Origin of the sequence: Dactylosporangium sp. NPDC050588 (genome assembly GCF_040654975.1) — a bacterium.
GTDB classification, from domain to species: domain Bacteria; phylum Actinomycetota; class Actinomycetes; order Mycobacteriales; family Micromonosporaceae; genus Dactylosporangium; species Dactylosporangium maewongense.
The window spans coordinates 78,034-100,850 of record NZ_JBFAJA010000022.1 but is presented as its reverse complement, the minus strand read 5'-3'; the positions used below and the strand labels follow the sequence as shown (position 1 = coordinate 100,850).

Here is a 22,817-nt window from a genome sequence, read left to right as displayed (position 1 = left end):
GCCCGCCCTCGCCCTGCGGCCCGAACTCGCCCCAGCCCGCACCCCGCGCTCTCACCCTCGCCCCGGCCCGCACCCCGCGCTCCCACCTTCGCCCCGGTCGCGGCCCGAAATTGTCGGTGGGTCTGGTAAGGGTGACGGCGTGACTGAGAAGGCGGTGGTCGGGGGCGCTCTGCCTGCGCGGCTGGTGGTGCCGGCGTCGTGGCGGCGCAGCATCCACCCGCGGCGAGGCGGGACGCGCGTGGCGTACACCCCCGTGACGGATGCGGTGCCCGACTGGCCCGACACGTCAGCCGCCCTGCGCCTCTCCCCGGCCGCGGCGCTGGCCGACGCGCCCTCCGGCAGCCCATCCGGCGCGGCGGCCGCGGCCGCGATCCTGCTCTGGACACCGCGGGTGCCGAAGTTCGACCCCCGGGCGATCGCCGACCGCTGGATCGCCGACGAAGGCCTGGCGTTCGCCGCGTCCGCGGGCATCGAGCTCGCCGGTCTCCGACCACTCACCGTGCGCTGCGACGCCCCCGCCTGTCCCGGCCGGCACACGACGGTCACCCACCGTGCCGACGAGGCCGACGCACACAACGGCACCCTCGGCGTCGAGCCGATCCTCGCCCAGCTCCGGGTCGCCCTCACCACCGCCTCCGACGACCTCCACGCGACGGTCATCGAGTCCTTGTCGGACCTGCGGACCAGGACGCCATCCGGCCAGCCCGCCGCGCCGGCGATCGCGTCCGTGCCGGAGCCGCGGGCCGGGGCGCGGTCCGGTCAGGTGGCTGTGTCGGGTGGTCTTGACGTGCCGGCGGTTGAGTCCCTCGGCGGCGAGGCCGACAGGACCCGCCGCGCGTCCGTGTCGAAGCCGTGGGCCGGGGTGCCGTCCGGCCAGGTCGCCACATCGGATGGCCTCGCCGTGTCGGCGGTTGAGTCCGTGTCGGAGTTGCTGGCTGGGGTGCCGTCCGGTCAGGTGGCCGTGTCCGGTGGTCTCGACGTGTCGGCGGTTGAGTCCGTGTCGGAGTTGCTGGCTGGGGTGCCGTCCGGTCAGGTGGCCGTGTCCGGTGGTCTCGACGTGTCGGCGGTTGAGTCCGTGTCGGAGTTGCTGGCTGGGGTGCCGTCCGGTCAGGTGGCCGTGTCCGGTGGCCTTGACGTGCCGGCGGCCGAGCCGTTGCGGGAGCCCCGGGCCGGGACGCTCGCCCGGCGGATCGCGGCGTCGTTCCTCGCCCCCGACCGGACGGCCTGGGTCGACGAGGACGCCCGGGAGCTGGCCGCCGACGGCCGGCGGCATCCGTACGCACCGCTGCTCATGGCGGCCGCGCACACCCCGGCGCAGGCGGCTCTCATCCGTCCCCAGATCCACTCCGTCGGCTGGCGGCTGCTGCGCGGCACCGCCATGATCCACACGGTTGCCGAAGGGCTCGGCGACGGCGTCCTCGACGTCTACGCCGGCTGGCACCGGTCGGACTGGGGCACTGCCGACGAGCAGCGCGTCCTGATGGCGACCCTGGCCGCAGTCCCGACCGACCGCGCGTTCCAGGCACTGCTCGACGCCCTCGATGTCCGCGGCGCCCAGCCGGCCGTCGAGACCGCCGCCGAGCGCTTCCCGGAGCGGGCGATGCGCCTCCTGTCGTCCGCGTCCCGTGCCGACCAATTGGCGACGGCACCGGCAGCCTTGAGCCATCCGGCCACGGAAGCGGTGGGTTCGGCGGCAGCCGCGGCGGTCTCGGGGAGTTCGGCTGTGTCTGCGACGGTTTCGGGGAGTCCGGCCACGGTCGTGACGGGTTCGGGAAGTCCAGGCACGGCCGCGGTGGTCTCGGGGAGCCCAGCCACAGTTGCGACGGGTTGGGAGAGTCCAGGCGCGGTCGCGGCGGGTTGGGAGAGTCCGGGCGCGGTCGCGGCGGGTTCGGGGAGTCCGGCTGCGGCGGGTCATCTGGCGGTCGAGGCGGCGCAGCGTGGTGCGAGGATCGCCGAGCTGCTGCGGCGGCATGCCGTGCGGCATCCGGGGCTGGTGCCGGCCGTGGCCGACGGTGCGCGGGCGGCGGGCGGGGGCTTGGCCGAGGCGGGGCGAATCGCGTTGCCGGCGGTGCTGGTCACGCCGCCGTGGGAGGTCCGGCGGGCGGTGGTGAAGCCGGTCGTGGTGCCTGGTCTCCGGTGCGACGACGAGCCGGCCGTGGTGTGGCCGCCCGGTGAGCGGGAGCAGTTGGTCGCCCGGCTCAAGCGCGGCGTGGACCGTGACGACCCCGAGCAGCTCGCCTCGCAGCTGCGGGCCGGGTCGCTGGAGGACTGGCTCGCCGTCGACCTGTTCGAGGCGGGGCCCGAGGACCTCGTCAGGCCGCTGCTGGCGACGTGGGAGCCGAAGCGCCTGTGGGGTGCGCACTACTGGCTTCGGCTGCTCGCCGCGCGGTTCGGGGTCGCGGCCCTGCCGCTGGTGTTGCGGGTCGCGCGGCGGAGCCCGGCGGACGGAGGGCCGGCGTTGCTGGCGTACGCGGGGCCGAAGGTCGCCCTGCTCGTCGCCGGGTGGCACGGGCGGCTGAAGGCGGCGCGGGCGGTCGCTCTGGAATGGCTGCGGCGGCATCCGCGGGCGCGGCGCGGGCGCTGGTGCCGCCCGCCCTCGGCAGGCAGGGCGTGGGCCGCCGGCACGCGGAGCAGGCGCTGCTCGCCCTGGCCGCCGCGGGGCACCGGGACACGGTCCTCGACGTCGCCGGTGGGCACGGGCCGCGGGCCGGCGACGCGATCCGCGACCTGCTCGACACCGACCCGCTCGACGTCCTGCCCGCGCGGATACCGTTCGCGCCGGCGTGGGCCGACCCGGCGACGCTGCCACCGGTCAGGCTGCGGGCCGGCGTGCACGTCCTGCCGGGCGACGCGCACGTCTTGCCGGGCAGCGCGCACGTCCTGCCGGGCAGCGCGCACGTCCTGCCGGGCAGCGCGCACGTCTTGCCGGGCAGCGCGCACGTCCTGCCGGGCAGCGCGCACGTCCTGCCGGGCGGCACGCACGTCCTGCCGGCCGACGCCGCCGGGCACCTGGTGACGATGCTGATGGTGTCGAGGAGCGGCGACCCGTACGCCGGAATCCCCATCGTCAGGGACGCCTGCGAGCCGGCCGATCTGGCCCGGCTCGCCTGGGCGCTGCTGGAGCGCTGGGAGCGGGCCGGCGCGCCCACGGCGGACAGCTGGGTGCTGGACGCGCAGGCGCTGATCGGCGACGACGAGACCGCGGTCCGGCTCGCCGCAGCCGTGCGGGATTGGCCGCACCAGGGCGCCCACCAGCGGGCGGCGGCCGGCCTGGACGTGCTCGCCCAGCTCGGCACCGACGCGGCGCTGACCCAGCTGCAGGACATCGCCGCGAAGATGAAGGCCAAGGCGGTGAGGGCACGCGCCGAGCTGAAGCTCCGCGAGGTCGCCGAGGCTCTCGACCTGACCCCGGACCAGCTCGCCGACCGGCTCGTCCCGCACCTGGACCTGGCGCCCGACGCGACCCTCACCCTCGACTACGGCCCGCGCGGGTTCGTGGGTGGGTTCGACGAGCGGCTCCGGCCGTACGTGATCGACGAGGCCGGGGCCAGGCGCAAGGACCTGCCGGCGCCCGCGGCGGGCGACGACCCGCGCCTCGCTCCGGCCGCCCAGCAACGCTTCGCCGCCGCGAAGAAGACCGTCCGCAAGGTCGCCGGCGAGCAGGCGCAGCGGCTGGAGCGGGCCATGGTGATGCGGCGGGAGTGGACCGGGGCCGAGTTCCGCCGGACGTTCCTGCAGCACCCGCTGCTGTGGCAGCTCGCCCGGCGGCTGGTTTGGCTCGTCACGCACGGCGGCGTGGACGTCGCGGTGCGACTGGCGGAGGACCGGACGCTCGCGGACGCCGGCGACGGGCCGGTCCTGCTCGCCGACGACGCCGTCGTGTCGGTGGCGCATCCGGTGCACCTCGACGTGCCGAAGTGGTCCGAGGTGTTCGCCGACTACGAGATCCTGCAGCCGTTCCGCCAACTGGCCCGCGACACCCACGCGTTGACGGCACAGGAGGGCACGGCGGCGCGGCTGGACCGGTTCGACGGCAGGAAGGCGCTGACGGTCAAGCTGCTCAGCCTGGAGCGACGCGGCTGGCGCCGGTCCGGGCAGGACGGCGGTCACCAGGGCCGGATCGAGCGTGACCTGCCCGCGGGCCCGGGACTGCCCGGCGGCGGCACCCTGATCGCCGACCTCGATCCCGGCATCATGATGGGCGTCCCGGGCGAGCTCCCCGAGCAGTCCCTGGAGATCTGGATCTGCCCAGCCGGCGGCGACCAGTGGTCGAGCGAGCGCACCGTCCCGTTCTCGGCACTGGACCCGGTCTCGGCCTCGGAAGTCCTCCGCGACCTCGGCGGATGCCACTGAAGAGGATGCCCTGAACCCGGCCCCAACGCAGCCGCCGGCGTCGCGAGGAGCAGGGCGGGACGGGGCGGGGCGGGGCGGGGCGGGCCGGGGCGGGGCGGGCCGGGGCGGGAATCGGGTTGCTGGGGTGGGGGTGGTGGGTCGATCGTCGGGGGCGGAGGTGGTGATGACCGGGCAGCGCCAGATCCGGGCCGACTTCGACGCGAGCACGATCGTGGTCTACCAGGCGTACCCGCGGGCGATCGCCGACGCGGCGCTGGCGGCGGGGAGGTTCGTGGCGCCGTTCTCGTTCGGGAGGATGACGTGGATCAAGCCGTCGCTGCTGTGGTTGATGCACCGCAGCAACTGGGCGCGCAAAGCCGGGCAGGAGCGGATCCTCGCGGTGCGGATCAGCCGGGCGGGGTGGGAGCGGGCGCTTGGTGAGGCTGTGCTGACGAGCGACCCTGAGCTGGCGCGGGCGCGGGTCCACGTGCAGTGGGATCCGGAGCGGTCGCTGCGTGGTGCGGCGCTCAACCACTACAGCATCCAGGTGGGGGTCGGGCGGGAGCTGATCCGCACATACGCGCAGGAGTGGGTCACCGGGCTCACCGACCTCACCCCGGCCGTGCACAAGATCGCCGCGCTGGTGCGTGGGGGCAGGACCGCCGAGGCGCAGCGGCTGCTGCCGGTGGAGCGGCCGTTCCCGCTGGAGCCGGCCCTCGCCCGCCGGATAGGGGCGGACTGAAGGACCGTCATGCATTGTGGCAATGCAGGACGGCCCGATGTGTTTCGTGACCTCAACGATGGACGGTTGAGGTAGCGTACGGAGGCGTGTTGTCGTGATCACCTCCGGTGAGGATGCGTTCATTGTCGCGCAGACCTGTGTCCGTTCCGCTCGCCGTCGCCGTGGCCGGGGTGTTCGGGGCCGTCGGTCTGGGTGGCTCTGGTCTGCTCGGCCCGTGGTGGTCGCAGTTCGTCGACGACCTGGCGCAGTTCGGTGCCGGGTTGGCCGCGACCCTCACCTGCTGGCTCACCGCCCGGCGGCACACCGGTGCCCAGCGCAGCTGGCGGCTGTGGATGGGCGCGGGCGCCTGCGGCTGGTCGATCGGACAGTTCATCTGGTCCTGGCACCAGCTGTTCGGTGACGACGCGCTGCCCTCGCCGTCGCTCGCCGACGCCGGCTACCTGACCCTGCCGGTCTTCGCGCTGCCGGCCCTGGTCGCGCTCGCCGTGGACCGGCCCGGCGGCGGTGGGCCCCGGCGGCTCGCCGCGCAGCTGGTGATGGTCCTGGACGGGCTCATCGTCGTCGGCGCGCTGTTCGTGCTGACCTGGGCCACGTCGCTCGGCGCGGTCGTGCGGGCCGGCGCCGCGACCCCGTTCGCCTACACGGTGGCGATCGCCTACCCGGTCACCGACCTGCTGCTCACCGTCATCGTGATCCTGCTGCTGGCCAGGTCCGCGGCCGCCAACCGGCGGCAGCTGTCGTTCCTCGGCATCGGGCTGTTCTGCCTGTCGTTCTCCGACAGCGTGTTCGCCTATCTGGTCGCCGCCGGCGCGGAGCGCATGCCGCCGCTCGCGGACGCGGGGTTCATCGCCGGCCAGGCCTTCGTCGCCGTGGCCGCGCTGACCCCGACGCAGAGCGCGAGCCCGGACCAGGCACCGGCCACAGGCAGGCCGCACCACCGCTGGGGGCACCTGCTGCTGCCGTACGTGCCGGTCGCCGGCACGGGCGTCCTCTTCATGATCCAGCTGGTGCAGGGCCGGCCGATGGACGCCTTCGAGATCGCCGTCGAGACGGCGGTCATCTCGCTGCTGATCATCCGGCAGGCGGTGACCCTGGTCGAGAACGCGGTGCTGCTCGACCGCCTCTCCGACAGCCAGGCCAGGCTCAGCCACCAGGCGTTCCACGACGGCCTCACCGGGCTGTCCAACCGGGTGCTGTTCCACGACCGGCTCGACCACGCCCTCGCCCTGCACCACCGCGACAACCGCCCCCTCGCCGTGCTCTTCCTGGACCTCGACGACTTCAAGGCCGTCAACGACCGCTACGGCCACCACGCCGGCGACCGGCTGCTGCGGCAGGTCGCCGAGCGGCTCCGCGGCGCGGTGCGCGACGGGGACACCATCGCCCGCGTCGGCGGCGACGAGTTCGCGGTGCTCCTGGAGGGCGGCGGCGACCCGGGCGTCCCCGCGCAGCGGATCATGGCCGCGCTGCGGGAGCCGTTCGACCTCGACGGCGCCGTGGTCGGCGTCGCCGCGTCGGTCGGGCTCGTCGAGGCGGGCACCCACGGGCCGGTGCACAGCGCCGACATGCTGCTGCGCCGCGCCGACGCCGCCATGTACGCCGGCAAGCGCCAGGGCAAGGGCACCCTCGTGCGTTACCGCGTCGACCTCCCCGACGGCACCGGCAGCTCCGACCTCGCCGAGATGCTCGCCGACACGCTGCGCGACGGGCGCGGCCTCGACGTGCACTACCAGCCGATCGTGCGGCTCAACGACGGCACGGTCGTCGCCGTGGAGGCCCTCGCCCGCTGGACCCATCCGAGCCTCGGCCCGGTGAGCGCCGACATGTTCATCGCCACCGCCGAGGAGATCGGCCTGATCCGCCTCGTCGACGACTTCGTGCTCGACCGCGCCTGCCGCGACGCCGCCGCGTTCCGCGGGCCGTGGGCGAGCATCGCCGTGCACGTCAACACGTCCGCGGCCCGCCTCGGCCGGCCCGGGCACGAGGAGACCGTCCGGGCCGCCGTGCTGCGCCACGGGCTCGCCCCGCACCGGCTGCTGCTGGAGCTCACCGAGACCGCGCCGCTGCCCGACCTGTCCGCCGCCGCGGGGGCGGTGCGGCGGCTCGGCCGCTTCGGCGTGCGCTTCGCCCTCGACGACTTCGGCACCGGGTACAACGCCCTCGCCCAGCTGCACGCGATCCCCGTCGACGAGGTCAAGCTCGACCGCAGCTTCACCCTCGCCGACGGCGGCCGCAGCGAGGCGATCTGCCGGTCCATCGTGTCGATCTGCGCCGGCATGGGCGTGACCGTCGTCGCCGAAGGCATCGAAACCGACCGTCAGGCCGCGACGATGGCCGCGCTGGGCTGCCGGTACGGCCAAGGCCACCGCTACGGGCTCGCCGGCCCGCTGCACGAGGTGGCGCCCCCGGGCGCACAGGACCCCGAAAACAGCCTCGTGTGACGTAAGGTCCTCTACGTGTTGGGCCTGATTCTCGCCGCGCTGCGGGCCCGGCGCGCCACCGCGGTCGTCATGTTCGTCCTCGCCGCGGTCACCATGGGCGCGGCCGTGGGCGCCGACGCCGTGTCCGGGCGCCTGGAGCGCGGCGCCGCCACCGCCAGGGTCGAAGCCGCCACGCCCGTCGAGCGCACCCTGTCCGTCCATGCCTCCGTCGCCCTCGGCACCGCACCCGACGACATCGTCAGCCGGTTCCGGGCGGCGATCACCCGGGTCCCCGCGGACCGGACCCTGATCGGCGTGCGGTACTCCGGCGTCCTGCGCACCGACACCTCGCGCCTGCCGCTGGAGCTGCGGGCCGTGGACGGATTCTGCGACAACATCACCCTGGTGCAGGGGCGCTGCGTCGAGCAGGACGGCGAGATCGTCCTGGCCCCCGACGTCGCCCGGCAGCTCGACCTCGCCGTCGGCGGCACGCTCAAGCAGGACGGCGGCTCCGGCACCGCCGTGGTCCCGCTGACCCTCGTCGGGCTCTACACGCCCAGCGACCCGCTCGGCTGGTACTGGTCCGGGCTCGACGGGATCGCCGCGTACACCACGCGCAACACCGTCGCGAAGCCCGGCGGCGCGGCGGTCGCCACCTACGACGCCCTGCTGCCCCGCGAGGCCTTCGACGACCCGGCCGGGATCGAGGCCATGGTCACCCGCCTGCGCAACGGGTCCGTGGACGTCTCCTCGGCCGCGGGCACGCTCGCCGCGACCGTCGCCGCCGACCGCCGCGGGGTCCGGCGCGGGCTGCTGCTGGTCGAGCTGCAGCTGCTGCTGTGCGGCGGCCTCGCGATCGCGGTCGCGGCCGGCTACGCGGCGCAGGAACGCCGCGCCGACGCCGCCCGCATGGCGATCCGGGGCATGCCGCCGTGGCGCATCCTCGCCGGCACCGCCGGGCAGAGCCTCGTGCCGCTGCTGGCCGGCGCCGCCTGGGCGGTCGCGCTGCGCCCCGCGCTGTGGCCGGCGCTGGTCGCCGGGGTCGTCATCGTCGTCGCCGCCGAGTGGCCGGCGACCCGGGCGAGCGTGCCGGCGCTGCTGCGGGTCGTGCAGCCCCGCCGCCCGCTGATCGCCGCGACCCTCGAGATCTGCGTCCTCGCGGTCGGCGCCGCGGCCGTCTTCCAGCTCGCCGCGGAGCCGGCCGCCAACGTGCGGCGCGACACCGGGTTCGGCCTCGGTCAGGCCGCGGTGCTCCTGATCGCGTTGGCGGCAGGTGTACTGGCGACGCGCGCGCTGCTGTCCCTCGCCGGGTTCGCCGGCCGGACCGCCCTCGCCGGGGGGCACGTCGGCGGTGCCCTCGCGGGCCTGACCCTGGGCCGACGGCGGACCGCGTACCGGATCGTGCCCGTGCTCGCGGCCGCCACCTGCGTCCTCGCCGTCGCCGCCCAGGACTGGGCCGGGGCCGCGACCGCCCGCGCCGACCGGGCCGCCGTCGAGGTCGGCGCCGACCGCGTGCTGCGGATCGCGCCGATGGACCGGGAGCGGCTCCTCGCCACGGTCCGCTCCACCGACCCCGGCGGCCGGGACGCGATGGCGGTCGCGATCGGCACCGGCATCGGCGCCCCGGTCATCGCCGTCGACGGCACCCGCCTGCGCGCGGTCACCGGCGTCGACCTGCCGTCGCTGCGCGCCGAGGCGCCCGCGCCGCTGACGCTGACCGGGGCCAGGCTCTCGCTGCGTTTCGTCTCGGCGGGCTCGCCGGTGACCATGCTGCTGGCCGGCGACGCGGAGCGCGTGACGGCGGTCTTCCGGCCGCCGGGTGGCGAGCCCCCCGCCGTGCCCGTCGACCCGGACGTGCCGCCACCGCCGGCGGTGGAGTCCACCGTGGAGGTCGCCGTGCCGCAGTGCGCGGCCGGCTGCCGGATCGTCTCCGTCGAGATCAAGCGCGGCCCCGTCGACCTGCTGGAGCTGCGCGCCGACGGCAAGGTGGCGGTCGACGGGGCCACGTTCGCCGACCCGACCCGCTGGCGGACGACGCTGGGCCGGGCCATCAGCACCGTGCAGGCCGCCCAGCGCGACGGCCGGCTCCGCCTGCTGGACACCGACCCGCCCAGCGAGCGCCCCCGCGACAACCGCCTGTACGTCGTCGACACCCCGGTCCCGCTGCCCGCCCTCGTCGCCGGCGACCCGGACCTGTCCGACGACAACGACCTGGCCCGCGTGCAGATCTTCGGCGCCGACATCCCCGTGGCCCCGCACGGCGTCACGTCGATCCCGCGCGGCGGCGCCAGGGGCGCGCTCGTCGACCTCGAGTACGCCGCCCACATCGCCGGCCCGGCCGGCGGCGCCACCTCCGGCGCCCGTGAACGCCTCGAGGTGTGGCTCGGCCCGTCCGCCCCCGCCGACCTGCCCGACCGGCTGCGGGCCGCCGGGCTCACCATCATCGGCGGCGACAGCGCCGCCGCGGCCGCGGCCCGCGCCGACCGGCTCTCCCCGGCCGTCACCCTGCTCGCCGGCCTCGTCGGCGGCGCCGTCGCGCTGCTGCTCGCCGCCGTCACCGCCGCGGTCGTCGCCGCCGTCGACCGCCGCCGGCGCGGCGCCGAGCTCACCGCCCTGCGCCGCCAGGGTCTGCCGGCCCCGACCGCCCGCACCGTCGGCCGATGGACCGCCGCCGCCCCGGTCCTCGTCGCGGTCCCCGTCGGCCTCGCCGCCGCGGTCCTGCTCCGCCTGCTCACCCCGGCACCGGTCCGGCCGTTCGCCGACCGGTGGCCGGTGCCGGTCGCGCCGGTGCAGTGGCTCGCGCTGCTGGCCGCGGCCGTCGTCGTCTTCGCGGTCCTGCTGCCGCCCGCGCTGTGGTCCCGCTCGGGCGACCGGGCACGACGAGCCGCGCCGGCGGCGGGGAGGGGATCGCGGTGATCGGGCTCGTGCTGGCGATGCTGTGGTCGCGGCGGGGACGGGCCGCGACCGTCATGCTGCTGACCGCGCTCGCCACCGCCGGGGCGCTCGCCGCGCCCGCGTACCTCACCGCCGCCGACGACCGGATCGTCCGCTCCGAGGTGGCCGCCGCCGCGCCCAGCGAGCGGACCGTGCTCATCACCGGCGAGGTGCTGTCCTCCGGTGGCGGCAGCATGGCCAAGACGTTCCAGAGCCTCGCCGGCGGCTGGCTCGACGCCCCCGGCTACGCGACCGTGTTCTCCGCCCAGTTCCCCGCGCAGCCCGAAGAGCTGGCGATGGCGACCGCGTCGCAGCTCACCACCGTCGTGTTCCGCGAGAACATCTGCGCGCACGTCCGCGTCGTCGCCGGCCGCTGCCTGATGGGCACCGGCGACACGATCCTCTCCGGGCGCACCGCAGACCGGCTCGGCCTGCACCCCGGCGACACCATGTCGCTGACCGGCTCCAGGTACGACCAGCTGTCCAGCCGGTACGTGCCCGCCGGGCCGCCGACCGCGCTCACGATCGTCGGTGTCGTCGAGCCCCGCGACGCCGGGGAACCCTACTGGGGCCGCACCGGCGGCATGCGCGACGCGTTCCAGGTCGACCGGCGCACCCTGGACACGTTCTCGCGGCCGGCGGAGCTGGAGTCCTACGACGCGTACCCGCTGCCCGGCGCCATCACCGTCGACACCCTCCCCGCGCTGCGCGAGTGGACCGGGAAGGCGCAGCAGCGCAGCACCGAGGAGGCGCGGCTCAACACCGACCTCGACGTGCTGCTCGACCGCATCGACGAGCGCCGCGCCGAGGTCCGCGCCGCCGTCCCGTTCGCGGTCGCGCCCGTGCTGCTGCTCGCCTGGGCCGTCATCACGCTCGCCGTGTCCACCGTCATCCGGGCCCGCCGCTTCGAGCACGGCATCATCGCGCTGCGCGGCGTGGCCCGCCCCGGCCGGTGGTGGCTGGCGACGGGGGAGACGCTGCTGTCGGTGCTCATCGGGGCGGCGCTCGGGTTCACCGCCGCCGGCGGCTGGCAGATCCGCGGCGCCTGGCCGTACGCGGCCGTCGCCGTCCTCGGCGCGCTCGCCGTCGCCCTCACGGTCGCGCTGCGCACCGTGTCCGCGCCCGTGTCCGCGCTGCTGCGGCAGGTCGACCGGCACACCGCCCGCTGGCGCGGCCTCGCCCTGGAAGGCGTCCTCGTCGTGGCCGCCGTCGTCGCCGTCGCGCAGGTCCGCGGCCGGCCCGGCGGCGTCGCCCTGCTCGCGCCGGCCCTCGTCCTGGTCGCGGTCGCGGTCCTCGCCGGCCGGGTCGGGCCGATCCTGAGCGGGCTGGCCGCCGCAAGGGTGCTGCGCCGCCCCTCCGCCGGCCGGTTCCGGCTCGCCGGGGCCCTCGCCGGGTTCCGGCTGGCGCGGCGGCCCGTCGGCGCGCGGCTCCTCGCGCTGCTCACCCTCGCCGTCGGGTCGCTTGCGTTCGCCGCGGGCACGACGTCCGCCGTCGACCAGCGGCAGCGCGACCAGGCCGCCCTCGCCACCGGCGCGCCCGTCGTCCTCAACGTCGACGCGACCAGCCGCACCCAGCTGCTGCGGGCCGTCCGCGCCGCCGATCCCGGCGGGCGGTCCGCGATGGCGGTGGTGCCGATCCGCGACTCCGACGACAACTCCGGTGCCGTCGCCGTCGACGCGGCCCGCCTGCCGGCCGTCGCGCTGTGGCCCGCCGGCGCGCCACCCGTCGCCGACGTGGCCGCGCGGCTGCACCCGCCGGCACCCGCCGAGGCGGTCACGCACACCGGCGCCAAGATCGCTCTGGACGTCACCGTCTCCGTGCTCGACCGGCCCGACGTCGTCCTCACCGCCACACTCGCCCCGCTCGACGGCCAGCCCACCGCCACCGCCGACCTGGGCAAGCTGGTCCTGGGGCGGCAGACGTACACCGGCGAAACCCCCATGTGCGTGCGCGGCTGCCGTCTCGTGGAGATCGCCGCGAAGCTGCCGCCGTACGTCGGGCCGACCATCGTGGTGACCCTGCACTCGTCGCCGCCGACCGAGTGGCGCACCGCACCGGGCGCGACCGCCGTGCGCGGCGCCGACGGGATCACCTTCAGCCTGCCGATGACCTCCCAGCCGGGTGCCGGCGTGCTGCGTCCCGCCTTCGGCCCGGCCGAGCTGCCGGTCGCGACCACCGCCCCGCTGCCCGACGCCGAGTTCAAGACCTTCGGCAGCAAGGCCGTCCCGGTCGCCGAGTTCAGCGCCACCCGCCTGCCCCGCGTCGGCACCGCCGGCGCCCTCGTCGACCTGGAGTACGCCGACCTCACCGCCGAGGACGACGGCCGCGCCACCGGCGCCGAGGTGTGGCTGTCGGCGACCGCGCCGCCGGGCATCGTCGACGCCCTGCGCGCGCAGGGCCTCACGGTCACCGGCCGTCGCACCGTCGCCGACACCCGCGCCGCCCTCGCCGCCGGCGGCACCGCGCTCGGCCTGCGCTTCTACCTCATGGCCGGCTGGCTGTCGGCGGCCCTCGGCGCGGCGGGCCTCGCGGTGGCCGCGATCGGCACCAGCACCCACGACCTGCGCGCCCTGCGCGTCCAGGGCCTGCGCCGCTCGACCGGCACGCTGGTCGAGCCGTTCGTGGTGCTGGTCCTCGTCGCGGCGGCCGGCGTCGCGGGGGTGCTGGGGGCGGGGCTCGCGTGGTTCGCCGTCGGCGGCACGCTGCCCGGGCTGAAGGGCACCGGCCTGCCGCCGCTCGGCGTGCCCGCGGCGACGGTCGGGGTGATGCTGGCGGCGCTGGCCGTGGCGGGCCTCACCGCCCAGGCGGCGGCCTCCCGCACCCGTGCCCCGCGCCGCACAAGGAAGCGGCCTGCGCATTCCGTGATCCGGTAGACCTTGTGCACCCAGGGCTACCCGACATCTTCCGGATCACGAGGAACGGGCGTGGCGGCTGAGCCGCGGTGGCGGTTGCGGTCCGGCCGGCGCTTCCCGTGATCCGGTAGACCTTGTGCGCGCCGGAGTGCACGAAGTCTTCCGGATCATGTGAGAGGGGCGGCGAGGGCGGACAGGCGGGTGGTCAGGCCGGCGGCGGTGATGAGGTCCTCGTGGGTGCCGGGGGCGCCGCAGGCGTACGCGCCCGACACCGCGCCGGCCAGGGCGCACTCGGCGACGGGACGGCCGGCGAACCAGCGGCTCATGAAGGCGGTGCTGAAGGCGTCGCCCGCGCCGTTGCTGTCGACGACCGGGCGGTCCGGGGTGACGGCGGGGTAGCGGACGATGCGGCGGTCGGCGCGGTCGAGCACCTGGCAGCCGTCGGCGCCGCGGGTCGCCACGACGAGCGTCGCCCGGCCCGCGTCGAGGACGGTGTGCATGAGGTCGTCGATCCGGTCCGGGGCGGCCTCGGCGCTAAGGAACACCAGGTCGGCCTCGCGGGACAGGGTCAGGCCCCATTCGGACGTGCCGTCCCACGCGTGGATGTCGGTCGAGGTCGTGATGCCCAGCCGGTGGGCCTCGGCGAACGCGGCGGCGGCCCGGCCCGCGGCGATGTGCACGTGCCGCGACTGCGCCAGAGCCGGCAGGTACGCGTCCGGCGGCAGGACGAGGTCGGCCGGGTGACGCGGGTCGAAGAACGAGAACCGGCGGCCGGCGGCGTCGACCAGGTTGACGCTGCGGGGCGTGCCGTTCGGGGCCGGCAGATGCGCGAAGTCGAGGCCGGCGGCCGCGTAGCGGGCCAGGATCTGCGCGCCCTGCGGGTCGTCGCCCAGGAAGTCGATGAACTTCGTCCGCAGCCCGAGCGCGTGGAACCCCAGCGCCACGCCGTTGCCGGAGTGGGCGACGTAGTCGCGGACGGGGTCGACATGCAGGTTGTCGCCGGGCGGGATGGCCAGGTCGGGGACGCGGACGATGGTGTCCACCCCCACGCCGCAGAGCACCAGGACGTCATAGGTCACGGGTCATTCAACCATGTCCACAGTGGACAGAAGCACCGCACGAACGGAGAAACACGGACGCCGGAGAAAGTGGCATCGTGACAGCCAATACCGGAAGGGGAGCGACATGGCACACATCGATCTCGGGGTCGACGAGAAGCAGTTCCCGGGCATCACCGGACCGATGCGGTTCCGCCCGGAGACGGCGAAGCCGCTCAACGAACTGGCCGAGGTGCTGCTGCGCGCACCGCACTCGCTGCCGGCCGGAGAGCGGGAGCTGATCGCCGCTTACGTGTCCGGGCGCAACGACTGCAACTTCTGCTGCGCGTCGCACTCGGCGTTCGCCGCGGTGCAGCTGGACGAGGGCTACCCGCTCGTCGACCAGGTGCGCGCGGACCTCGACACCGCCCCGGTCTCGGCCAAGCTGCGGGCGCTGCTGCGCATCGCCGGCGCGGTGCAGGTCAGCGGCCGCCAGGTGACCACCGAGCTGGTCGAGGCCGCCCGCGCGGAGGGCGCGACCGACGTGGAGATCCACGACACGGTGCTCATCGCCGCCGCGTTCTGCATGTTCAACCGGTACGTGGACGGGCTCGGCACGTTCGCGCCCGAGGGCCGCGACGCCTACGCCGAGTCGGCCCGCCGCATCGTCGAGGTCGGCTACGGCAACGCCATTCCGATGGACTGAGCAAACACAAGGGTGACCGGGCCCGATCCAACTGCGATCGTCGATGAATGGATCGTGAACGCCGCCTGCTCCAATCCGCGCAGCAACTCCTGGCAGACATGGTCGACCGGCTGGCCACGCTCGTCGCGTGCGAGTCGCCGCCGGGCTCGCTGCCCCATCTCGAATCCTGTGCCGACCTGCTCGCCCGCTGGGGCTCGCAGGTGCTCGGCCGGCCCGCCCGGCGGGTCGTGATCGACGGCCTGCCGCACCTGCTGTGGCCGGCCGCCGATCAGCGGGTGCTGCTCCTCGGCCACTTCGACACGGTCTTCCCGGTCGGCACGACCAGGACCAGGCCCTTCACCGTACAAGGGGACATCGCGACCGGTCCCGGCGTGCTCGACATGAAGGGCGGCATCGTGCAGATGCTCGCGGCGCTGCGCCTGGTCGAGGACACCTCGGCGGTCGGCGTGCTGCTCACCTGCGACGAGGAGACCGGGTCGGTGACGTCGCGGCCGCTGATCGAGGCCGAGGCGCGGCGCTCCGCCGCGGTGCTCGTCTGCGAGGCGGCCACGCCGGAGGGGCACGTGAAGGTGGCGAGGAAGGGCGGCTCGGTGTACAGCCTCACCATCCAGGGCCGCGCCGCGCACGCCGGCGTCGAGCCGCAGCGCGGGATCAACGCGACGGTCGAGGTGGCCCACCAGGTCCTCGCGCTGGGCCGGCTCGGCGTGGCCGACAGCGGCGGCACGTCCGTCACGCCCACCCTGCTGTCGGCCGGCACGACGACCAACACCGTGCCCGAGAGCGCCAGCCTGGCCGTCGACGTGCGGGCATGGACGAGGGACGAGCTGGAGCGCGTCGACCACGCCATCCGTGGGCTGGTCCCGGTCCTGTCGGACGCGACCCTGGCGGTGGGCGGCGGGATCAACCGGTACCCGATGCCGGCGGAGCTCGCCCGCCCGCTGCTGGCCCTGGCCCGGTCGACCGCGCGCCGGCTCGGCATCGCCGACCTCGCCGGGGCGTACGCGGCCGGCGCGTCCGACGGCAACTTCACCGCCGCGCTCGGCGTGCCGACCCTCGACGGCCTCGGCGCGGTCGGCGGTGGCGCGCACGCCGCCGACGAGTACATCCGCCTGGACCGCATGCCGGAGCGGGCCGCGCTGCTCGCCGGTCTCGTCGAAACGCTCGCCGCGGCCAGGCGTGCCGATGCCGCGACGGCGGGCGGGATCCCGTAACGTGCGTCGGCATGACCTCGGCGCAGCGCCCGGCATCGTCAGTCCCTCTGGTCGGCGTCGAGGAGGAGTTCCTCGTCGTCGCCGCGGCCAGCGGTGAGGTGGTCCCCGAGGCCGCGACGGTCGTCGACGCGGCCCGCCCCGCCCTCGGCGCCAGGGTCGGCGGTGAGATCACCAAGCTGCAGGTCGAGACCCGCACCGACCCGTGCCGTAGCGTCGACGACCTTGCCGCGCAGCTCGCCGGCGGGCGCGCCGCCGTGCAGGCCGCGGCCGTGCGAGCGGGCCTGCGGGTGATCGCGAGCGGCTCGCCCGTGCTCGGCCGGGCCGTGCCGCCGCCCATCACCGAGGGGCCCCGCCAGGACCGCGGCAACGCCACCTTCCGCGGGCTGCACGACGAGCTCGCGATCTGCGCCGTCCACGTCCACGTGGAGGAGCCCGACCGGGACCGCGCCGTGCTGATCGGCAACCACCTGCGCCCGCACCTGCCGGTGCTGATCGCGCTCACGGCCAACTCGCCGTACTGGGCCGAGCGGGACACCGGCTACGCGAGCTGGCGCAGCGTGACGTGGGGGCGCTGGCCCGTGGCCGGGCCGCCGCCGTTCCTGACCTCCGCCCGCCAGTACGACGACCACGTGGACATGCTGCTCGACGCGGGTGCGCTGGTCGACCGGGGCACGATCTTCTGGGACCTGCGGCTGTCGGCGAACCACCCGACCCTGGAGGTCCGGGTGTCCGACGTGCCCGTCACCGCCGACGAGTCCGCGGCGCTCGCGGCGCTGGTGCGCGCGCTCGTCGTCGTCGCCGGTGACGCCGTGGACAAGGGCGACGAGGGGCCGAGGCCGCTCGCTGAGCTGTTGCGGCTGTCGTACTGGCGGGCCGCCCGCGACGGGATGGGCGGCCACGGCGTCGACGTCGCCACCGGGCGGCTGCTGCCCGCGGCGGCGCTGGCCGAGCGGCTGGCGGCGCTCGCCCGGCCGGCGCTGGACGAGGCGGGCGACCGCCCGCGGGTCGAGGACTGGCTGGCGCGGCTCGCCACCGGCGGCGACGGCGCCACCCGTCAGCGCGCCGCCGCGGCGCGGCGCGACCGGCTCACCGACGTCGTCGACGAGCTCGTCGCCCACACCGCCCCCGGCGCACCCCTGGCATCGATGACAGTCGAAGAGAGCACGTCCGCATAGCGACGAACCGCACCGGCCTCCGCGACGCTGGAGGGGCCGGGCGCCGCCTGGGCGACCGGCCGACCCTCGCAGGGAGGCCACAGGTGACCGACGCAGAACTGCTCGCCACCGTCCCGATCCGGCACGACCGCAGGCCACCGGCGGACATGGTCCGCGCGGCGGAGGTGTTCGCGGAGCGGATGGCGCAGCGCCGTTCCGTGCGGGACTTCGCCGCAGACCCGGTGCCGGACGGGGTGATCGAGGCCGCGATCCGCGCCGCCTCGACCGCGCCCAGCGGCGCGAACGTGCAGCCGTGGCGGTTCGTCGTGCTGACGGACCCGGCCCGCAAGCGCCGGCTGCGCGAGGCGGCGGAGGCGGAGGAGCGCGAGTTCTACGAGCGGCGCGCCCCGCAGGAGTGGCTGGGTGCGCTCTCCGCGCTCGGCACCGACTGGCACAAGCCGTTCCTGGAGACCGCACCCGCCGTCATCGTCGTGTTCGAGGTGCACCGGGGACCGCACAGCCCGAAGCCGTACTACGTCAAGGAGTCCGTCGGCATCGCGGTCGGCCTGCTGATCACCGCGCTGCACCACGCCGGCCTGGTCACCCTGACGCACACGCCCAGCCCGATGCGGTTCCTCAACGAGGTGTGCGAGCGCCCGCCGGAGGAGCGCCCGTACGTGGTGATGCCTGTCGGCTACCCCGCGCCGGACGCCCGCGTCCCGGACCTGACCCGCAAACCCCTCGAGGAGGTCATGGTCCGCTGGTGAAGTCCTTGGCCAGGAAGTCAACGAGCGGCTCGACGTGCCGGTCGGGGCGCCGCCACTCCGCGAGGAGGTCCTCCAGCAGGTGCTGCTCGGCGGCCAGCTCCGTGCCGCGGTACCGGCGGATCACCGGGTGGATGAAGGCGCTCTCCCTGGCCCGGTCGGGGGTGGGGTGGCGCTCGATGGCGAAGACGTCGCCGTAGTCGTCCCGCCCCCAGCGCAGCGCGAGCGTGTACCAGTGCCGGGCGTCGGCGAACCGGTCCACGGCGTAGTCCTCGGGCAGGTCCTCGTAGTGGTGGAAGTCGCCGGTGTCCTCGTCGCGGACGAAGACGTCGCACAGGTACTCGAACTGGGTCCACAGCGCCGAGCTCCAGTTGACCCGGTCGAGCATCAGCTCCGCCAGCGACCCGGGGTCGGCCGGCGTCGCCGTGCGGGGCAGCGGCACGCCCTCGTAGCGCTCCCGCAGGATCCGGGTGAAGGTCCGCAGGTTGTACCGGAAGCCGTCGATGAACGGCGACGACGCGTGCTTCACGTCCCGCGCCTGCGCGATGGTGCCGGCGAAGTACAGGCCGTTGACGTTGCTGGACTGCCAGTCGGGGCGCAGCCCGGGCATCCGCCCGTCGCGGATCATCTGCGGGCTCGTGGTCTCGTCGAAGATGCCGGTGTCCATCTGGAAGCCGGTGCAGCGCAGCACCGTGTGGTAGTCGAGGACCGCGGTCTCGCCCTGGGCGTGCGTGTACGTGATCGACACCTGGAAGCGCCCGTCGACGGGACGGATCTCGTCGATCGTGCAGTCCAGCACCGAGTGCAGCGTCTTGAACTGGTAGCTGTCGAGGATCGCCCCGTACTGCCCGCGGACGTCCCCGGGATGCTTGGTGTTCCACGCGAGCCGCAGCGGCTGCCGGCTGGCGAGGTGCACCATCGACGCGCGCCCGAGGATCGCCGACGCGGTCTCGAACGCCGAGTTGCCCTTGCCGATGATCAGCACCCGCTGGTTGTCGTACGCCTTCGGGTCGATGTCCATGTCCTCGTACCCGACGGCGTGCTCGATGCCCTTGATGGCGGGCACGAACGGCGCTCCCCAGCCGGCCGCGACGATCACGCACGCCGCGCGCACGTCACCCTGCGCCGTGCGCACCGTGAACCCGTCACCCGTCTTGGTGATCCGCTCGACCGTCGTGCCGAACCGGATGTTGAGCCGGTGCACCCGCTGGAACTCCGCGAGGTAGCCGACCAGGTCGTCGGCCGCCGGCAGGTACTCCTCGCTGAACTTCGGGAACAGCAGCTCCGGGTCGTCGTTGAGCAGGGAGTTCCAGTCCCACCGCAGCCGGATCTCCGGGTCGGTGCTGTCGGTGTGCACCTTGTTGAGCGAGATGAGCCGCCGGTGCCGGGGGAACTTGGTGAAGAACCCGCCCGGTGCGTCTCCGCTCTCGAGTGTCAGGTAGTCGGCACCGTGCTGCTGCAGGTAGTAGCTCAGTTGAACTCCGGCGGGTCCCGCCCCGACGATGACGTACCTGTGCTCGCTGCTGGCCATCCGTAGCCCTTCCGCAGATCGACGGCGATGCGTTGCACCGACCTTGGCGGCGGAGGGCGACACGTGTCAAGGCTCATGCGGCCATGCTCGACCAGCTGTCGTAGTCATGGATCGCGATGCCGTTGAAGGAGGTGTACCGCGCCGCCTCGGTGTCCACTGTGGACAATGCGGTGGACAGGGCGGACCGGGTGCCCGAGGCGAACGTGCAGTAGGCGCAGTCGGCCAGGGGCCGGGTCTCCGCGGCGAGGCGGACCGGGCGGCCGGCGCTCTGCCCGCGGGCGAGCAGGTCCGCGCCGACGCCGACGACGCCCGCCGCGCTGTCGCGGTACGACATGACCGTGATCGCGTGCACCCTCGCGATGACGGCGTCGGCGAGATTGCCCTTGCCCGCGGGCACGGTCGCGAGCCAGAAGGGCACGTCCGCGTCGAGCGGCTCCGGGCCGGCGGTGCGGACCGCGTCGAGCATCGCCAGGTAACCGGCGACGATCCGCGGCTGGTCGGTGGTCCAGCCCGGCAGCAGGTACGGCTCGACGTCCAGGTGGATCCCGTCGAAGAGGCCGGTCGCCGTGGCCCGCTCGCGCCAGGCGACGGCCGACGCGGGGTCGAGGGCCCAGGACGGGTCGCCGCCGAGGGCGGAGAGCCGGATGCCGGCGGCGCGCGTGCGGGTCCGCAGGTCCTTCAGCCGGGCGAGCTGCGCGGCGGTCGGCTGCCACGGCACCGCCACGAAGATCTCCGTGATGCGCTGGCCGGTGGCCCACGGCACGACGGCCGCCGGATCGGCCTGCGACCACAACCACATCGCCCGGGAGTTGGCCATGGTCTTCGCCTTCGAATCGGTCGTGGTCTTCGTGACCGTCGTGGCCGGCATTGCGGCGGCCGGCTTCGTCGCGGCCGGTTTCGCGGCGGCCGGTTTCGTGGCGGCGGGCTTGTTCGTGGCGGGCTTGTTCGTCGCGGGCTTGTTCGTGGCGGGCTTGTTCGTGGCGGCGGACGCCGCGGTCGGGGCGAGGGTCAGCCCGACCGTCAGCGCCGCGGCCACCGCCCACAACTTCCGTGCCATGCCCGACCTCCGTGCCCGCCGTTGTGCGTGAGGGGCAAGCGTCACGGCCGGTCGTTGCGGGCAGGTGGCGGGCACGGTCCCGGACCGGTTCGATCCGGTTGCCGTGCCACGGGTCGGGCACATCCCGTGATACTGCGCCGTCCGCGACGTGCGGCCGGCCGGATTCAGGTGACCGGCCGGCCGACACGCGCGGGGTTGCTACGGGGTGCAGCAGGTCATGGCGTACACCTGGAACTCGAACAACGAGTAGCCGTAGTTCGTCGCGCGCTGGGTGCCGAGGACGCGGACATAGCGGCCGGACCCGTTCACGCTGATCGTCTGCACGCCGCCCGTGCCCGTCGTCGTGGAGTAGGCCGTCGTCCAGGTGGTGCCGTCGGTGGACGTCTGCACCTGGAACGCCTTCGCGTAGGCGGCCTCCCAGTTCAGCACGACCTTGTTGACGTTCATGACGGCGCCGAGGTCGACTTGCAGCCACTGCGGGTCGCTGAACGCGCTCGACCAGCGGGTGGTGCCGCTGCCGTCGGTGGCGTTCGCCGCGGCGGTGCCGGCGTTCTCCGTCGACGAGGCGGTCGTCGGCCTGCCCTGCGAGACCAGGGTCCCGCCGGTGTTGCTGCCCGGCGTGCCGTTGACCGACAGCTCCCACAGCGAGTAGCCGTACGCGGTGCCGCGCTGTGTGCCGTACATACGCACGTACCGGCCGGAGCCGTTGACGTTCCAGACGTCGGTGCCGCCGTCGCCCGTCGTGGTCGCGGCGATGTCGACCCACGTCAGCTGGTCGTTGGAGGTCTGGATCTTGTACGCCTTGCCGTACGCCGCCTCCCAGTTGAGGGCGACGTTGGTGATGTTGTACGTCTGGCCCAGGTCCACCTGCAGCCATTGCGGGTCGCTGAAGGCGCTCGACCAGCGGGTGTTCAGGTTGCCGTCGGTGGCGCAGGCCGGGCAGCCCGCCCCGCCCTCGTTCGAGGACGCCGTGGTCGGCTTGCCCAGCGCGACGTTGTTCGTCGGCGGCACGGTGCCGGGGCCCTTGTTGTAGACGGCGACCCAGTCGATGTTCAGCTGCCCGCCGGAGACCGTGGCGGCGTTGGGCCCGCCGCCGAACGCGTCGGGGAAGCCGCCGCCGATCGCCAGGTCGTAGATGATGAAGAACGGGTGGTGCACCGCGTTGGCCCAGGTCGTGGCGTCGACCCGGGTGGCCGGCAGGGTGAAGTACAGCGCGCCGTCCAGGTACCAGCGGATCTCCTCCGGCGACTTCGACCGGTCGATCTCCACCGCGTACGTGTGGTAGCCGGTCTGGCAGCCGGCGCACGGCCGCTCGCCGCTGCCGAGCCCGGTCGACTCGTTGCACGGCCCGCCCGGGTTGACCCCGCAGTGCAGCGTGCCGAACGTCGAGCTGCGCCCGTTGATGTCCTCCATGATGTCGATCTCGCCGCTGGTCGGCCAGCTGGTCCCGGTCCGCAGCGTGGAGCCGAGCATCCAGAACGCGGGCCAGTAGCCGGCGCCGTTCGCGGTCGTCACGTCCGGCTGCTGGAGCGAGGACTCCATCCGCACGACGCCGCCGGGCTCGGCGCCGAACGTCGCGGCCTGCGTCTCGATCCGCCCCGACGTCCAGCCGGCCCGCGGGTCGGTCCCCGAGTGCAGCGCCCGCAGCGCCAGGTGACCGTTGCCGTCGTGGAACACGTTGGCGGTGCTGCTGGTCATCGTCTCGATCTCGCCGGTGCCGAAGCTGCTGCCCGGCCCGGTGTCGTACTTCCAGTTGGCGGTGTTGACGCCGGTGCCGGCGGCGGCGCCGAAGTCGTCGCTCCAGGTCAGCGTGAAGCCTGCCGGTGGCGCGGGCACGGCCGCCGCCGGGGCCTGCGCGGTGCCGGCGGTGGTCGCGGCGTTCGCGACGGCGATGATCGCCACCAGGGCGACTGTGGCGGCGGCTGTGGCGGCGGCGGTACCGGCGGCGACCCACCCGCGGAAGCGGCGCTTCGGGGCGGGCGCGTGCGGTGGTGTGTGCACTTCGTGCGGGTCGTTCATGCGGAATCTCCTCAGGCGGGGGTGTCCACGAGCGGCGGAGTCCTGCCGATGGGCGCGA

General features: G+C 74.9%; 14 protein-coding genes. 10 read left to right on the top strand and 4 right to left on the bottom strand.

The annotated features are described in order from the left end of the window. Window positions 1–139 precede the first annotated feature (139 nt). From AB0I21_RS17480 to AB0I21_RS17455, 6 genes are all read left to right on the top strand, one after another. Window positions 140–3,016: a hypothetical protein gene (locus AB0I21_RS17480; protein WP_360562195.1), complete on the top strand. Its 2,877-nt coding sequence runs from the start codon at window positions 140–142 to the stop codon at window positions 3,014–3,016. Further along, a complete protein-coding gene (locus AB0I21_RS17475; protein ID WP_360562193.1) occupies window positions 2,923–4,353 on the top strand; it encodes a DUF4132 domain-containing protein in 1,431 nt (476 codons plus the stop codon). The genes AB0I21_RS17480 and AB0I21_RS17475 overlap by 94 nt, the downstream gene beginning before the upstream one ends. Window positions 4,354–4,516: 163 nt before the next feature. Continuing rightward, window positions 4,517–5,074 carry a DUF4291 domain-containing protein gene (locus tag AB0I21_RS17470; RefSeq protein WP_360562191.1) on the top strand — a complete coding sequence of 186 codons (558 nt, stop codon included), beginning with the start codon at window positions 4,517–4,519 and terminating at the stop codon, window positions 5,072–5,074. A 137-nt stretch (window positions 5,075–5,211) separates the two neighbouring features. Continuing rightward, the gene (locus tag AB0I21_RS17465; RefSeq protein ID WP_360562190.1) at window positions 5,212–7,515 is read left to right on the top strand and encodes an EAL domain-containing protein; all 2,304 of its coding nucleotides are present in this window, start codon (window positions 5,212–5,214) and stop codon (window positions 7,513–7,515) included. Window positions 7,516–7,530: 15 nt separating this feature from the next. Beyond that, window positions 7,531–10,410, top strand: coding sequence for a hypothetical protein (locus tag AB0I21_RS17460; protein ID WP_360562188.1), 2,880 nt, complete (start codon window positions 7,531–7,533; stop codon window positions 10,408–10,410). After that, entirely contained in the window at window positions 10,407–13,301 is a 2,895-nt protein-coding gene (locus AB0I21_RS17455; RefSeq protein WP_360562186.1) for a hypothetical protein, read from the top strand. The genes AB0I21_RS17460 and AB0I21_RS17455 overlap by 4 nt, the downstream gene beginning before the upstream one ends. A 146-nt stretch (window positions 13,302–13,447) precedes the next feature. Here the strand turns inward: AB0I21_RS17455 and AB0I21_RS17450 are convergent, their stop codons facing one another. Further along, window positions 13,448–14,359 (bottom strand): carbohydrate kinase family protein, encoded by a 912-nt coding sequence (locus AB0I21_RS17450; protein ID WP_360562185.1) that lies wholly within the window; start codon window positions 14,357–14,359, stop codon window positions 13,448–13,450. Between the two features lie 106 nt (window positions 14,360–14,465). Between AB0I21_RS17450 and AB0I21_RS17445 the strand changes: the two genes are divergently transcribed. From AB0I21_RS17445 to AB0I21_RS17430, 4 genes are all read left to right on the top strand, one after another. Then, a complete protein-coding gene (locus AB0I21_RS17445; protein WP_360562183.1) occupies window positions 14,466–15,023 on the top strand; it encodes a carboxymuconolactone decarboxylase family protein in 558 nt (185 codons plus the stop codon). 47 nt (window positions 15,024–15,070) lie between these two features. Then, complete coding sequence (locus AB0I21_RS17440) at window positions 15,071–16,234, top strand: M20/M25/M40 family metallo-hydrolase (protein WP_360562181.1); 1,164 nt, start codon at window positions 15,071–15,073, stop codon at window positions 16,232–16,234. 11 nt (window positions 16,235–16,245) lie between these two features. Beyond that, window positions 16,246–17,409: a glutamate--cysteine ligase gene (locus AB0I21_RS17435; protein WP_360562180.1), complete on the top strand. Its 1,164-nt coding sequence runs from the start codon at window positions 16,246–16,248 to the stop codon at window positions 17,407–17,409. 146 nt (window positions 17,410–17,555) lie between these two features. Further along, window positions 17,556–18,155 carry a nitroreductase family protein gene (locus tag AB0I21_RS17430; protein ID WP_344504443.1) on the top strand — a complete coding sequence of 200 codons (600 nt, stop codon included), beginning with the start codon at window positions 17,556–17,558 and terminating at the stop codon, window positions 18,153–18,155. On the opposite strand, the gene AB0I21_RS17425 is transcribed toward AB0I21_RS17430, so the two are convergent. The 3 genes from AB0I21_RS17425 to AB0I21_RS17415 form a co-directional block, all read right to left on the bottom strand. After that, a complete protein-coding gene (locus AB0I21_RS17425) occupies window positions 18,139–19,683 on the bottom strand; it encodes an NAD(P)-binding domain-containing protein (RefSeq protein WP_360562178.1) in 1,545 nt (514 codons plus the stop codon). The two genes, AB0I21_RS17430 and AB0I21_RS17425, sit on opposite strands and share 17 nt — an antisense overlap. A gap of 73 nt (window positions 19,684–19,756) precedes the next feature. Next, on the bottom strand, window positions 19,757–20,740 hold the full coding sequence (locus tag AB0I21_RS17420; protein WP_360562177.1) for a hypothetical protein: 984 nt from the start codon (window positions 20,738–20,740) through the stop codon (window positions 19,757–19,759). Window positions 20,741–20,938: 198 nt separating this feature from the next. Then, a complete protein-coding gene (locus AB0I21_RS17415; protein ID WP_360562175.1) occupies window positions 20,939–22,759 on the bottom strand; it encodes a discoidin domain-containing protein in 1,821 nt (606 codons plus the stop codon). Window positions 22,760–22,817 lie beyond the last annotated feature (58 nt).